The sequence below is a fragment of the Paraburkholderia sp. BR10936 genome (assembly GCF_040965735.1).
Taxonomy (GTDB): domain Bacteria; phylum Pseudomonadota; class Gammaproteobacteria; order Burkholderiales; family Burkholderiaceae; genus Paraburkholderia; species Paraburkholderia nodosa_A.
In genome coordinates this window covers 20,561-34,894 of record NZ_JBFRCM010000028.1, presented here as the reverse complement: position 1 = coordinate 34,894, position 14,334 = coordinate 20,561, and the positions used below count along the sequence as shown (strand labels likewise).

Sequence of the window (14,334 nt, the reverse complement as noted above, 5' to 3'; positions counted from 1 at the left end):
ATGCGTCGTTGCTACATCGAACCAACGGGAACCGGCAGACGATAACGCGATGCACGCGTACGCAAACTCCGTTACACCAAGCGGCAGTTTTTGAAGCGCCGACCTTGCAAATATCATCAGACCGGCCGGAAGGCTCGTCAGGCAAGGCTGTGTGAGCGGTTTTGAACGGCGCAATGTCGTTCGGTTGCTAACCACGCCACCCATTCTCTTTTCCACGGAGCGTCGTTGAATAAACTCCACCATTGAACAGGCCGGCAGTTGCTGCAGCCATCGCGCCACTTAGTTATCGCACGGGAGAGGACTGTTGGCTCCATGCCTGCTTGCGTTGGACCCTCACTGCAGCGCACATGGCTGTGTTGAGTCGTCGTTCGGTAACGCATTGTCATAGTAGTTGCGATCAAGATAACAAAGTTGTAATTGGCCCGTCCCCTTGGCGTCATGAAGAACCGTCAATAATGACCCCCACTCTTGTACGCGGGCCAAGAGCGGCTCCTACAGACGAAACCAGCTCGCACCATGCGCAGCTTTAAGCAGGTTACGTTTGCCCGCGCCGCAACGACGGGAGATAGTGATGGTACTGGTAAATCCGTTCACATCTGCTTTGCAGCAGATGCAAGCAATGGCGAATGAAGCGACGAATCCGGAGTCGCTGGACTCGTCGGCGTCGGCCTCGTCCGCGACCAGCCCGGGTAGCTTCACGGAACTGCTTCAACAGTCGCTCGCGAAGGTAAGCGCCAGTCAGGCATCGGCTACGGGTGAGATGCATGCGTTCGAACTTGGCGCGTCGAACGTCTCGCTCAATTCTGCGATGATCGACGGCGCGAAGGCCGGCATTTTGTTTCAGCAATCATTGCAAATCCGCAACCGACTCGTAAGCGCCTATACCGACATCATGCAGACGCAGTTGTAGTGAAACGTCGGCCTTCTGGAAGCCTTGAATTTGAGTCTTGGGCATGCCCGACCGATTTGCCAAAAGTTATTACGGACTCGGGGCCTTCTCAGTTGCCGGAATTAAAGGTCAGTGACGCCTTGCACGCCCGATCAATCGTAAGGGACTTTGATGCTAGATAAGCTCGATGCGGCCTTCGCCTTTGACAAACAGGCGCTCGATGTCCGCTCGTACCGACAAGAACTAATGTCCTCGAACATCGCGAACGCGGACACGCCAGGCTACAAGGCGCGCGATGTCGATTTCGCGTCCTCTCTTGCCCGAGCTCTGCGACGGAGCGACGGCACGGTGGGCTCGGGTCCGTCGAATGGCTCTGCGCTGCCCATGATGGGGGCTGCCAACATAACAAGCGGCGTGACGATGGCATTGACGCAACCCCGTCACATCGCCGGCGACACGGCGCTCGTCGCAATGGGCGGACTGGCCGATGACGACGGCCCGTTGCTATACCGAATTCCGATACAGCCAGCACTCGACGGCAACACGGTGGACCTTGACACAGAGCGCGTCCAGTTTGCGGACAACACGGTGCATTTCGAATCGCTTCTTACGGACGTGTCAGGAGAAGTAAAGACGTTGCAGTCGGCAATCACGTCAGGCGGCGACTAGCGCAGCACCTCCGCTGCAGGGCGCTAACTGACTCTTGATCGTCCGGCTGAACACAAGGCTGAAGGGCAGACCTTGGCTGCGGATTCAACCGGTCGATGCAACGACTTGCTGAAATCGCTCAGACGTATGTCGAAGTTTAATGTCTTTCCGGGACGTTGGTTGAGCCGCCGAGCCCTGCCGCTGAGAACTTGGTGGCGCCGGTGGCCGGTCATTTTTTGTCAAGTCCCGGATTTCGTCGCGCGTGCGAAAGCGAACATCCGCTGCTACAAATAGCCGATCACAACGTTATCCGTTGCAGCATCTAGGAGCGGTGGCAGGCTGCCACGAGGCGGCCGGTGAATGAACGGCCAGACGATTCGTACAGCCATGGCCGCGATCAGTGCAGCGCCGACCGCAAGATGCCACGCAATGAGGCCGACCCGTTGCGTGTCGCGGTCGACTTCGGACATCGTCCAGCCCAGAACGAATTGCGCTGCGACCAGGACTACGATGAGCCAGTGAGGAAGGCGTGCGACGAGCCCGTAAGTCTGGCTGCCATGTTGCGCGACGTCGGACATTCCTATCCATCGAAGAATTTAACGCGCATGTATTTTGTCATAGAACCCTTAGCGCAAGCTTACGGTGTCGCTCTTTCGGCACGCGGAATTCGTATTGTTTCTACTACAGAATGTCCTTTAAGTAGAGCGTGATTCGGGCTGGCCATAGATTCAAATCAGCAATGGATTGACGTCCTGTCGCGAGGATAACTAAAGAAAAGGATATTGCGAATCGTTTTCGTTTAAATTTATATAATAATCAAAGGTTTATAGGGTTATTTTTGATCGACTATGTGATAATTCGCGCGTTGATTTTATCGGTCTCCGCGCGCAGTCGGAGACGTGCGGAGCCAGACCCATGAGCGTCAAAGACACGATCGAAACCGGGCATCACGCGGCGACCCAGCGCAGCATCATGGTAAGTGTTTGCGTGAACCTGATCCTCTCAATTGCTCAAATCATTCTCGGCGTCGTTGCGAGGTCGCAGGCTTTGTTATCCGATGGTGTCCATTCGCTGTCAGATCTCATTTCGGATTTTGTTGTCCTCGTCGCTGGTCAACAAAGCAGGAAGGGGCCGGACGACGACCATCCTTTTGGACATCGACGCTTCGAGAACGCCGCGTCGTTCTTTCTGGGACTGCTTCTACTTGCTGTCGGCGCTGGGATGCTTTGGACCGCCGTCGTGAAATTCCGCCATCCCGAGGCGATCCCGCGCGTGCATGTAGCAGCCTTGTGGGTTGCATTAGCCGCGCTTGTCGCCAAGGAAGTGCTTTTCCGCTACATGCTCGCCGTTGCCAAACGTGTTAGGTCGAGCATGTTAGCCGCGAACGCCTGGCATGCGCGGTCGGATGCCGCGTCGTCGCTGGTTGCAGCTGTCGGCATTGTCGGCAGCCTGCTCGGCTACCCGATTCTCGATCCTGTCGCGGCGCTTATCGTGGGCGTCATGGTGACCCGCATGGGATGGCAATTTGCGTGGGGCGCCCTGAACGACCTCATGGATCGCGCAGCAGACGAGGACGAGGTCGCTGCGATTCGCGAGACGCTGGCGGCAATGCCCGGCATCGTGGGCTTCCACGACCTTCGAACGCGCAAGATGGGCGACATGATCGTGGTGGACGTTCACCTGGAAGTGAATGCAGGGTTGTCGCTCGTGGAGGCGCACGACATCTCGACCGCTGTGCAGCGCGAACTTGTCGAGAAACATCCGGTCCTGAACGTCATGGCGCACATAGACCCTGTTTGCGAACCGACGCTCGAAGAGGTAAGCATTAATCGCCGCGAACTTGCACTTCGCCTATCGAGCTGATTCAGGTAGACAGGCCTCCGCAGGAGCCGAGCCAGTTCCAGGGTGTGCGCTCGGCCTTAGCCACCACAATGACGTACGGCCATGAACAGGCAAGTGGTCGTCTCTTCTCCGGTGAGTAAGAGTCGTTCTTGGGGGGAGTGCTCAATGCACGACAAAAATAGCGCTAGCTGGCTGCGGATTCAACCGGTCGGTTGAATCCGAAACCCGCAAGCGTCACTGAACTAGCTCAGCGGAGCGGTGGGACCTTGCTGGGATGTGGGCATTCGGTTGCGCGACGAGTCGGTCCGCATCCGGTGACGGTGCTGAGTCACCGAGTGCGATCCCATTGGACCGTCTTCGCTACGTCCGAAGACCGGTGCAGCAGCGCCTCTGAACAGCGAGCTATTGCCGGAAGCACATGTCGTACACCACACTATGTTCACCGCCGGTGGACGCATCTATACGAACGTGTAATCACCTTGAAGGGACTATCGATTCTCCATTAGCCCAGCAGTACGTGTGACACTTATCGCAATGAACTGAGCCTGTAGAGTGAGCATCACAGTGGAACAGCCTGCGCGCGACCGTCGACATGTGACCCTCATGAAGGCAGTGATGTCTGCATTGCCCGTTGATCGGCCCTGATCCGGGAGAAAAGATGGACGTCATGAAATGCATCTTTCCAGTAACCCCATTGCCGCATCACACCTTCCTCCACAAATCCCAGACTTCTTAGAAGTCCAATCGAGGCGTAATTGTCGAGGTTCGTTACCGCCTGGATACGGTTGATTTGCCAGTGGTCAAATGCATGGGCGATCGCCGCGTTTAGAGCTTCGCGCATTAATCCCTGTCGCCATGAGTGACGTTCCAATTCGAAGCTAATACTTGCTGAATAGAACTTGGTATCGAATCTAAACCCGCATGAGCCAATGAAACGCATGCCGCAATTCGATACGACGGCCCAGCGCACACTTAATCCTTCCGCCAGCTCTTTGACCATAGCTGAGACAAGCAGCCTGGCATCTTCGATGCTGTCTAGTGGCGCTATGTCGTAAAAGCGCATCACTTCGCGATCGGACCAGATTTCGAATATCCTTTGGGCGTCGGACATCTCGATCGGGCGAAGCTGAACCCGGGCTGTCTTAGAAACTTCGACCTTGGTAAAGAGTGGAGGCATTGGTTCGTCGCGCGTTGACTAGCTTCGATGAAAACGACCGGCACAGTGCAGCAAGCTTTCGGCACTCGGATAGAAGCGCCTACCGCTGTCATAGTTCGCGACTTGCAACAGCATGACCACGAGGCAATCAGAGTGCGCGCTTGCGGGTCTGTGGAGCGGAATTCAGAGTCCGTTGTTGGGTTACGCGGGCAAAACACGGCTGAACTGGGCGACTGAATGAAGCATAGCAGCAAAGTCGGCCGAGTTTTTCGGCGCCTCAGCGCGGATACTTACCATCTTTTACGAAGACCACTCTATGTAACCTGTCGTAACCAGAGGGCGCGGAACGATACTCGCAGGTCCCCGCTAACGCGCAGTGTGGTGATGGAGTCGGAGTCGGAGTGCTAGGATGACCGCTTGCTGCCAATTCTTCTCGTCGAGCCGTTCGCACCTTTGTCGCCAGAGATCTGAGGCCCATTGTTTGCCGTATCGCGGAATGCAGCGGAACGCAAAAAGCGCTCCCTGCGGCGCTACCCACTGCCAATTCGTCGACCCTGCCGACAGCCAAGCGGCGACACTAACGGATGTTGCTCACGCGAGTCGGCTAACCGCCCAATCTCCGCATCGGTCCACTGTGCGCCGAAGGTCGTCCATTCACCAATTCACCTCGATCGTCTCTTGTTGGCCGAGGCCGTGTAAAAACGCGCATTACGGCCGACCGGTGACGCCCGGTTGGGCGCGCAGTCGCGTTAGACCGAGACGCAGGCAGGTGACGTGATCGTTTTTACTGGCAAACGACATCGACGCGCGGGAGGTCACGCGCCTGCGAGCTTCATTGCACTCGTCGTCTTTGCGAACCCGAGAATCCTGATGACCCGTTTTAGGTTGTAGGCCAGCACGTGCAAACTCATTTCAGCAGCGACATGGCCAAGTCCGCGCGTCTGGAAGTGCGTCGAACCCATCCAGTGCTTGAGCGTGCCGAACACGTGCTCGACCGTCCGCCGCCGCATCGTCATGGCGTCGAGCTGACGATCCAGCCTGGACTGCATCGCCTCAAGCACGACTTCGTGTCCCCATCGTCGAATACGCCAGTAGTCGGTCGGCGTGCACCGGTTCTTTATCGGGCATTTCGGGCAAGCGCTGCTCCAGTAAGTACGCAGGGCCATCGGTGTTTCGCGCTCGACGGAAGTAAATCGGTAAATCGCCCGTTGCCCCGCTGGGCATAGGTATTGGTCGTCTTTGGCGATGTAGATGAAGTCGGCCCGATCGAAACGTCCATCTGCCTTTGCACCGGAGGTCTGTGTTTTTGGCACCAGCGCCGCAATACCCGAGTCATCGCACGCCTTGATTTCCGGAGCACTGAAGTACCCGCGATCAGCCAGTGCCCTGATTGTCTTCTTGCCCATCGCATCGCGTGCGGCCTTGGCCATCGGGCTTAGCTGCGCGTGGTCACCACCGACGTTCGTAACTTCGTGGGTCACGATGAGGTGATGCTTCGTATCGACAGCCACCTGAACGTTGTAGCCCACCACACCTGTGCCCTTGGCTTGCGACATCATCGAGCGTGAATCGGGATCAGTCAGCGAAACCTGCTTTTCCGGTAAATCATTCAACAGTTCTGCGGCCCGATCCAGATCGCGCATCTGTTCGCGCAGCGTCTCGATCTTCTCCCGTAGCCGTTCGGTTTTCGCTTCCACCTCAGCTGGTTGCGTGCGATCAGCCGTCTCCAGGGCATCCAGATAGCGCTGGATGCTTTGCTCGATCTGTTCCTGACGCCTTGCGATGGAGTGGAGTTGTTGTCACGACCGTTCACCGCCTTGAACTTGCTGCCGTCGATGGCAACGACTGCTTGCGTGAAGAGCTTCAGGTCGCGACATATCACCACGAAGCGTCGGCATAGGTTGCGAATGCCGGCGCCATTGCTGCGTCTGAACTCTGCAATCGTCTTGAAGTCCGGCGCGAGGCGACCGGTCAGCCACATCAGCTCGACGTTGCGCTGGCACTCCCGCTCAAGGCGTCGGCTCGACTGCACGAGATTAAGATAGCCGTAGATATAGAGTCTGAGCAGAACGGCAGGATGGTAAGACGGTCGGCCCGTGATCGCGGGAGTGGTGCCTTCAAATCCCATGGAAGCGAGATCGAGCTCGTCCACAAATGCGTCGACTATCCGGACGGGATTGTCTTCGGCGATAAAGTCTTCGAGACATTCCGGCAGCAAAGCGGCCTGATTGCGGTTTGCACCTTCGACAAATCGCCCCATCTCCGCCTCTCGCGCTAACAGGTTGATTCAGTCTAGGCGATCGCACGGGGTTTTGACACACCCTCGGCCGCACAGATGTTTACGCCGACCGAGAATTGAGCCACTTGGCTCAAAAATCCGTCGGCGCGGACAAATATAGTCACCGATATGCTTGAGTGAGAAATGAGCGTTCAGCTAGCGCTGTACGCAGCTGTGCCGTAATACGTGCGAGCCGGCACGTGGAACGCTGATGCCCGCCTTGCGGATAAAGTGGGCAGCCCGGCACACCACGGCCGCGTGGCCAATTGGAGCAAGCGGTGCCGACATGCGCATGAAGATCTCACGATGCGGTGTGGCCGGTCGGCGATTCTTGAGGTAGTCGACGATCGCGGATCCGGCAACTTCCGAAAGCGGATACGTGGTGGTGTTGCGTGTCTTGCGGTCCCGGATTCATAACCGCTCGTTTCGCCAGTCGATATCGTCCAAATTTAGCGAGGCAACTCCGCAGTCCCGCAGCCCGTATGTAGACAGCAGCAACAACATCGCGTAATTGCGCCTGCCACAGGGCGAACGGCGGTCAACGCTCGCCAGAACCTGCTCGACCTGACCCCGGCTGATAGATCGCGGGATACCTGTATGTCGATATGATTGCGGAAACTCGACGATCGGGCTCAGGTCCCGTGACGTGACTCCTTCCCGATACATAGCGCTGCAGGACCTGCAACGTTCCGCAGGCGTTCCGGAGCGTTGTCCACGCAACACATGGGCCACACTCGGCAATGAACCCGCTGATCAAAGTTGGCGAAACAGCCCGTAACCGGATGCCGTTGCGATCGAATTAGGTAGCGAACTGATGCAGATGGAAACGGTACCGAGCAGCCGTCAGCCAGGTGACGTATTGTTCAATACCGCTTAATTGCGGCCATGCCGGAAATGAGCCTGTATTGCGGATCTGCGGTGCTTACGCACGAGCGAAACATTCGCGGGTGCGTAAGCTCAATGACAAGGGTGTCGTCCATCACCTACTGGCGGCAAGTTCCCTAATCGATGCGATGGAGCGAAGACGAACGAGGAGTTTGCGGATCTTGCCGCTTCCCGCGGAACGAGCGCGGTCGTGGATGATGACTACGCGCCGGGGCGTCAGATGCTCTTCGCGCTGTCACCGCCCGTCACCTCGATTTCTGCTCCGGTGATCATCGCGGCACCTTCTGACGCAAGGTAGACGGCGGCCGGCGAAATGTCTTCCGGCTGCAGCCATGCGACACCCAGCGGCATGGTTGCTGCGCGACGGTCCCAGGCCTCTTGCGGCGTCAACGGACCGTTCGGCTTGTGATAGCCGGTTTCGCCGATGCTCTCCGAAAGCCGCGCGTCGTAGAACGTAAGCGCGGTGCCGACGAGCCCCGGAGTGATCGCGTTAACGGTGATGTTGTAGGGGCCAAGTTCGAGTGCGGCGGACTTCATCAGGCCAAAGATACCCCACTTCGAAGCCGAATAGCTTGCAGCGTCCTTCGAGCCGTGGCGCCCTTGCATTGAGGAGATGACGATAATGCGGCCGTAGTTGCGCGCCACCATCTTCGGAGCGAATACGCGTATCGTGTTCGCCGTGCCGTTCAAATTGTTGTCGATGACATCATGCCATTCGGAGTCCTGTAGCTCGAGAAGTGGCTTCCAATACTGCACCGCGGCATTGGCAACGACCATGTCGATCTTTCCAAAGCGCTCGTTGATACCTTCCGCGACGGCACGGAGTGCTGCAACATCGCGGATGTCCGCGCGAATGCCTTCCGCGCGGCCACCGTACGCCTTGATCATCCTGATCGTTTCCGCGAGATCGTCCGGCGTCGCCGGTACGGCGCTCGAGGCCGAGGTTACGGGCGCCGCGATATCAATGGCGATCACATCAGCACCGTTCGCCGCATATTCGACAGCGATCGCACGCCCGATGCCGCGCGCGGCACCGGTCACGACCGCGACCCGGCCCGCCAGTTTGGTGTCGCGCCCGGCGACGATCGGTCCGGCCGTTTTATCCTCGGGCGGCATCGGCACCGGAATACCGTCGACGGTTGCGTTCCGACCGGATGTGGGTTCGGCTTTCGCAACCCCGGCAAAGAGCATCGTCGCGGCGGCCATGCCGCCCCCCATGATCACTTTGCGCCGGGACGAATCGGGGCGCTGGGTACTATCATTCGTTTCGCTTTTGACTGTTGCCATGCAATGCTCCTGAGCGATGAAACGTCCTTTCGACGTGCCGCACCCTACGACGGTAGAGGCAGCGAATAGTCTTGCGGGAACACGCGAGGCAAGCAAGGCTCGACGCCGCAAATCTGATTTGCGACAGCGGGGTCGCGGGCCCTGAGGAGGACGGGTTCAAGCTGACGCCCGAATTGCTTGAGGCTGCGATTACGCCTCGCACGAAGTGGCTTGTCGTGAACATGCCCAACAATCCGACCGGTGCTGTCTACACTCAGAGCGAACTCTCTGCGCTAGGCACGGTCAGCTTGATCGAACGGTGGGAGGCAACCTGCTGCTGCAACTGCTTCTTCGGATGGACGTCAAATTTCTAGGCCATCTCTGGCAAGCGTCTTGTCGCCCTTGAGCGCCGCAAGTGCCACCTTTGCCTTGAACGCCGGTGAGCGTGTCCGTCGGTTTCGTTTCGTCATCTTCTGGTTCCTTGTCGCCGGCCAGTATGACCGACTCCCGTCCCCGGCTTTTCCACTTACCGACCTGTCTGAATTCCCGGCGCCACCGCTCCCCATTCACGGCATACGTTTCGAGCAGTGCGCGAAAGTGGACTGTCAGTAGGAATCGTAAAGGCGCGCGCTTCGACCCGCATGATCCGCGAAACACTCATCACGCAGCCCACGCGTCGCATTGCGAAGCATGCGGATGACTCGCGCTGGCGAGTTCTTCGACGTCTCCCACTGCGTCGAGCAGTGCCAGCCAAGCAGCCAGCGCATCTGCTCGAAGCAATGCCCCCTTCCGCGCCGATGGGCACGGTCCGGCTGCCGGGGTAGAACGACACGAGCGCAGGCGCCCCGAATCGGGCAGCGTGCGTGATGGGCGACGGTGGCGCTCATGGTATCGGCTCCTCCATGCAAGCGGGTTGGGACGAAGGGTGCGCGCGAGACGCGGTCCACGCCGGAGCGCATGACCCTGGTTAGGGTGTGTTAAACCGCCTTGCACACAAAATTCTGATAGGTTCTATATTGTCCCGGCGGCTTCATACCAACTCGATACCGAGAACGCATGCTGGCCGAGACCAACAGAAACAATTTCCTATGCAACTTCACGTCGCACCCGTACGTGATGTCTAGATACGTTCCATTAGCCCGAGTTCCTGCGCGCGCGCGACCGCTTGCGCACGCTTTTCGACGCCCAGTTTCACAAAGATGTTCTTCAAATAAGACTTGACGGTTTCTGGCGTGATGCCGATGGTGCGTGCAATCTCCTTGTTCGACTGTCCTTGGGCGATCAACGCGACGATGCTGCGTTCCCTTGGGCTTAACGAGTCCCTTTGCGCGTCACGGTGAGGTTTGCACTCAGGCTCATAGCGCGCGTGCCAGCCGTCGAGCAGAGCGTGGATATAGGGCGCTGCGTCGGCTGTGTTGGGGGGGCTGGACCCCTCTTCGCGCAGGGCGAGTAGCAGCGGCCCGATTTCCGGTCCCTGATCGAGAATAGACCGAAAGATGCCTGCGGACGCTGCCGTGGTCAACACATCGCGAAACGCCGCAATCGCGAGGTTTCGCTTTCCCGTCGCCATCGCGACGAGTGATAGCTCAATTCGTAAATGCAACGCGAGATAATCATTGCGACGATTTTCGACACTGCGCAACGCGGTATTCAATAACCCGACAGCATCTTGCGTCCGTTTCTGCGCGATCGACAAACGCGCTGCGGCGATCGCCCGGTACGTCTCGATCTCGGGCGAAACCAACTGCGTGCGCTTACCTACCGACGCGGCAAGCTGATGCAGCTGCGAAACACACACGCTGGCCTCCGTAATCCGTCCTTCGGCGAGATAGAGCCGTGTCCGCTCCACAAGAGCGGCGGCTGTCAGCCGGTCCCATCCGCGCGCATGACCCAGTGCATAGGCACGATCCAGCAGCGCATAGGCCTGACCAAGGTTGGACCGGGCAACCGCGATCCGCACGAGTACCCGGTACGCGATCAACACGCAGTCAAGAAAGGCCACGGCGTCGATAACGGGCATGAGATCGACCAGCAGGGCTTCCGCTTCGTCCAGCCGGCCTTGTTCGTAGCGTATCTGGCTGATCATCGGCGCGCACAACGCCGCCGAGGTGGATTGGGGACCGGCGTATCGCTCGGCGAGCCGCATGGAATCGAGGAAGTACCGCTCCGCCAGTGGGAAGTGCATCTGCTGCATTTCGGCATGGCCGAGCAGACAAAGGCGATAGACCGAGGAAAACATGTTGCGCTGATCTTCGTCGATTGAATAGGGGATCCAGGGAGTCGCGTAGAGCGCTTCGAGGTTGCCTGCTTTCCACTGCCCGAAACGCACGACGTTGGAAACGACGTTTGTTGTCCAGACATCGGTCGACGGCTGCGCGAGACAGCCCTGAGCCAGCACGAGCGCCCTTAGCGCGTCGTCCTGAAGCGCGGCGACAACTGAGCGTATCGCCTGGCATTCCAGAAGAATCGCTCCCGAATCGGCACACCCGTCTTGCGCGTCGTGCTCAAGTTCCTTGAGCATCACAAGCGCCTCCTCGAAGCGCATTGCGAGTGCCATGCCCCATGCAATCGCCAGCGAAATCCTCGTTTGCGCGCGCATCAGTTGAACAGGAAAATGGCGCTGCCAGCCAAGTAGCGTAAGCAGGTCTCCATTCCTGACGAGGGCCATTGCGCAATGGCCCATCAACGCAAGCGCGTCTTCGGTAGCACCCGAAGCGATCGCGTGTCGGACTGCGTCCGTCCAGAGTTCATGGTCCGTGTACCACGCACAAGCGCGGCGATGAAGTTCAGCCACTTCAACGGGATATTGCCTTTGAAGCCGCTGGTGCAGGTACTCGCGCATCAGATGGTGATAGCGGAACCAATGTCCTTCGAGATCCATCGGTTCAAGCAATAGCTGGTGCGCGGCCACGTCTTCCAGTGTGCGCTGGCTCGCCGCCACGCCTGTTACGGCCTCGCACAGTGACGCTGTTAACCGGTCAAGTATCGACGTTCGCAGCATGAACGCGACCGTTTCTGCTGGCAGGCGCTCGAGCATGTCCTCCAGATAGGCCGCGAAGTGTCGTGAGGCACCTGATGGCGCGATGAACTCACGCCCCGGCTTGAATGCTTCGTGTGAGAGCGCCGATGTGGAAATGCGCAGCGCCGCGGCCCACCCTTCGGTGCTGGCAAAGAGCGACTTGACGTCAGCGGTGGCGAGTTTTCCCGGGCATTCGGATTCGACGAAGCGCTGCGTTTCGTCGAAGGTGAAGCGCAGCATCGGCGCTTCGATCTCGAGTATCTCGTTGTACGCACGCAATCGTGCGAGCGGGAGCGCGGGATCTGTGCGGGTGCATATCACCACGTGAACGTTGGCTGGAGCGTTCTCGACGAAAAACGACAACGCATCGTGAACCGCAGGAAGGCTGATGACGTGATAGTCATCGAGGAAGAGATACACCTCATCGCCCACGTCGACGAGCTCGTTGATCAGCGTGGACACGACCGTTTGCGCGGGAACGAGCGACGCCTGGGCCGTCAGGCCGATCGCTGATGCACCGATACCACTGCAGGCATGCCTGAGTGCATGCGCCAGATGATTGAGGAACCGCGCCGGTTCGTCGTCGTCGGGGTCGAGTGAGAGCCATGCGACCTGTGCGTTGCCCATGCGCAATCGTTCGAACCATACCAGCGCCAGCGACGTCTTGCCGAAACCGGCGGGCGCCTTGATCACGACGAGCCGTTTGTTTCCGGCCTCGTCAGCAAGACAAATCAACCTCGGACGGTCGACCAGGCGCGCGGGCGATCGTGGCGGCAAAACCTTCGTGGCGGGGAACAAAGCTGACGTGTTCAGGGCTGTCTCCGGACTGTAATGAGCAATTGCGGGAGTACCTGCGGGTATTCGGGTTCACCCTGACTGCGCCCCCTGTTTGCGCGGTCGTGCTCCCCCATACGGGGGCTAGGGTCAAGCGCCGCGCAAAGCGACTATCAACTCATGGAAGCACCAACGTTCAGGCAACCCGCGAATCGGTCACTCCTTGAAGTTCGGTCAGCGCGCAACGGGATCGATGCGTCGTTCAAAAAATGATACTCCCACTAGCCTCGAAGGAGGAGACATGTCAGCCACGAATCAACCCATCGCCGTTCACAAGCTCGGGCCGCTCGGCGCGGAGCCGGAGTTGTCCGAGATGGGCCAGATGGTCCAACAGACGGTTCATCGTTTTGCGGAGGAAGTGATGCGCCCCACGGGCATCCAGCTCGACCGCATGACGCCCGAACAGGTCATCGCACCGGGCTCGCCATACTGGGAGGCTCGCAAGAAGGTCATCGGGCTCGGGTTCGGCGTCGATGGGCTACTCGAGCTCGAACCTGCCGAGCGCGCGAAGACGATGTGCATCCTCTTCGAGGAACTGGGCTGGGGCGACGCCGGGCTCGCCATCACCTACGGCGCAGGGCTCCTTCCCGCGTTGTTGAGTGCAGTGCTCGGCAACACGTTCTGCCGCTCGCTCACGCCGGACGACAAGCTTGGCTGCTGGGCGATCACGGAGCCCGATCACGGGTCCGACATGCTCGACGCGAACGGCATGATCTTCCATCCGCAGGGTACGTACGGCCGCCCCAATTGCGTCGCGACGCTGCGCGGCGACGAAGTCATCATCAACGGGCAAAAGTCGGCGTGGGTGTCCAACGGCATTGCAGCGGAAGTGTGCATTCTCTATTGCGCTGCGGACAGCGGCGATGGCGTCGACACGAAGCGCGGCGCGGTGGTCATCGTTCCGCTGGACGCCAAAGGCGTATCGCGTGGCAAGCCACTCGACAAGATCGGCCAGCGCGCGCTCAACCAGGGCGAGCTCTTCTTCGAAGACGTCAGGTTGTCGAAGGATCACGTCCTCGCCGGCCCCGACCAGTATCTCGACGCCGTCTACGCGATCCACACATTTGCCAACGCGATCATGGGCGCCGTGTTCACCGGCACCGCGCGCGCGGCCTTCGAACTTGCCCATGCTTATGCGCATGAACGCAAGCAGGGCGGATTGCCGATCATCCGCCACCAGTCAGTCGCGTCGCGGCTCTTTCACATGTTCCGGAAGGTGGAGGCGGCACGCGCTCTCTCACAGCGCGTCGTGCACTACAACTTCACGGCGCAGCAGCCGTCGCTGCACGCAGCGATGACGTCGAAGATCACGGCGACCCAGACCGCGTTCGAGGTCGCCAACGACGCGCTGCAGATCTTTTGCGGCAACGGACTGACGCGTGACTATCCGATCGAAAAGATCTGGCGCGATGCACGCGCTTCGCTGATCGAGGATGGCTGTAACGAAGTCCTTGCGATCAAGGGTGGCTATTACCTGATCGACCCGGAACTGCTTTGAACGACAGGTTGTGCTCACA

General features: G+C 58.9%; 8 protein-coding genes and 2 pseudogenes. 5 read left to right on the top strand and 5 right to left on the bottom strand.

From position 1 onward, the window contains the following. Window positions 1-571: 571 nt before the first annotated feature. Both fliE and flgB read left to right on the top strand, forming a co-directional pair. Window positions 572-910 carry a flagellar hook-basal body complex protein FliE gene (gene fliE / locus AB4Y36_RS36420; RefSeq protein ID WP_368685569.1) on the top strand — a complete coding sequence of 113 codons (339 nt, stop codon included), beginning with the start codon at window positions 572-574 and terminating at the stop codon, window positions 908-910. A 150-nt stretch (window positions 911-1,060) separates the two neighbouring features. Further along, the gene (gene flgB / locus AB4Y36_RS36415; protein WP_368685544.1) at window positions 1,061-1,558 is read left to right on the top strand and encodes a flagellar basal body rod protein FlgB; all 498 of its coding nucleotides are present in this window, start codon (window positions 1,061-1,063) and stop codon (window positions 1,556-1,558) included. A 263-nt stretch (window positions 1,559-1,821) separates the two neighbouring features. Here the strand turns inward: flgB and AB4Y36_RS36410 are convergent, their stop codons facing one another. Beyond that, window positions 1,822-2,115: a cytochrome b gene (locus tag AB4Y36_RS36410; RefSeq protein ID WP_368685543.1), complete on the bottom strand. Its 294-nt coding sequence runs from the start codon at window positions 2,113-2,115 to the stop codon at window positions 1,822-1,824. 337 nt (window positions 2,116-2,452) lie between these two features. Here AB4Y36_RS36410 and AB4Y36_RS36405 point away from each other — a divergent pair, with 337 nt between their 5' ends. Further along, window positions 2,453-3,400 (top strand): cation diffusion facilitator family transporter, encoded by a 948-nt coding sequence (locus AB4Y36_RS36405; RefSeq protein ID WP_368685542.1) that lies wholly within the window; start codon window positions 2,453-2,455, stop codon window positions 3,398-3,400. A 580-nt stretch (window positions 3,401-3,980) separates the two neighbouring features. On the opposite strand, the gene AB4Y36_RS36400 is transcribed toward AB4Y36_RS36405, so the two are convergent. The 3 genes and pseudogenes from AB4Y36_RS36400 to AB4Y36_RS36390 all read right to left on the bottom strand — a co-directional run bounded on the left by AB4Y36_RS36400 (window position 3,981) and on the right by AB4Y36_RS36390 (window position 8,985). Next, window positions 3,981-4,556, bottom strand: coding sequence for a GNAT family N-acetyltransferase (locus tag AB4Y36_RS36400; RefSeq protein WP_368685541.1), 576 nt, complete (start codon window positions 4,554-4,556; stop codon window positions 3,981-3,983). A 794-nt stretch (window positions 4,557-5,350) separates the two neighbouring features. Further along, window positions 5,351-6,795: pseudogene (locus AB4Y36_RS36395) on the bottom strand (IS1182 family transposase). A 1,119-nt stretch (window positions 6,796-7,914) separates the two neighbouring features. Continuing rightward, entirely contained in the window at window positions 7,915-8,985 is a 1,071-nt protein-coding gene (locus AB4Y36_RS36390; protein ID WP_368685540.1) for an SDR family NAD(P)-dependent oxidoreductase, read from the bottom strand. Window positions 8,986-9,116: 131 nt separating this feature from the next. Here AB4Y36_RS36390 and AB4Y36_RS36385 point away from each other — a divergent pair. Next, window positions 9,117-9,260, top strand: a pseudogene (locus AB4Y36_RS36385) (aminotransferase class I/II-fold pyridoxal phosphate-dependent enzyme); the annotation flags it as partial. An 824-nt stretch (window positions 9,261-10,084) separates the two neighbouring features. On the opposite strand, the gene AB4Y36_RS36380 reads toward AB4Y36_RS36385, so the two are convergent. After that, on the bottom strand, window positions 10,085-12,676 hold the full coding sequence (locus AB4Y36_RS36380) for a LuxR C-terminal-related transcriptional regulator (protein ID WP_368685539.1): 2,592 nt from the start codon (window positions 12,674-12,676) through the stop codon (window positions 10,085-10,087). Between the two features lie 382 nt (window positions 12,677-13,058). Here AB4Y36_RS36380 and AB4Y36_RS36375 point away from each other — a divergent pair, with 382 nt between their 5' ends. Then, on the top strand, window positions 13,059-14,315 hold the full coding sequence (locus AB4Y36_RS36375; RefSeq protein ID WP_368685538.1) for an acyl-CoA dehydrogenase family protein: 1,257 nt from the start codon (window positions 13,059-13,061) through the stop codon (window positions 14,313-14,315). Window positions 14,316-14,334 lie beyond the last annotated feature (19 nt).

What these genes read in the sequence shown, in the direction of transcription:
- fliE (WP_368685569.1), top strand. Translation starts at nt 572, where the DNA reads ATGGTACTGGTAAATCCGTTCACATCTGCTTTGCAGCAGATGCAAGCA.
- flgB (WP_368685544.1), top strand. Translation starts at nt 1,061, where the DNA reads ATGCTAGATAAGCTCGATGCGGCCTTCGCCTTTGACAAACAGGCGCTC.
- AB4Y36_RS36410 (WP_368685543.1), bottom strand. Translation starts at nt 2,115, where the DNA reads ATGTCCGACGTCGCGCAACATGGCAGCCAGACTTACGGGCTCGTCGCA.
- AB4Y36_RS36405 (WP_368685542.1), top strand. Translation starts at nt 2,453, where the DNA reads ATGAGCGTCAAAGACACGATCGAAACCGGGCATCACGCGGCGACCCAG.
- AB4Y36_RS36400 (WP_368685541.1), bottom strand. Translation starts at nt 4,556, where the DNA reads ATGCCTCCACTCTTTACCAAGGTCGAAGTTTCTAAGACAGCCCGGGTT.
- AB4Y36_RS36390 (WP_368685540.1), bottom strand. Translation starts at nt 8,985, where the DNA reads ATGGCAACAGTCAAAAGCGAAACGAATGATAGTACCCAGCGCCCCGAT.
- AB4Y36_RS36375 (WP_368685538.1), top strand. Translation starts at nt 13,059, where the DNA reads ATGTCAGCCACGAATCAACCCATCGCCGTTCACAAGCTCGGGCCGCTC.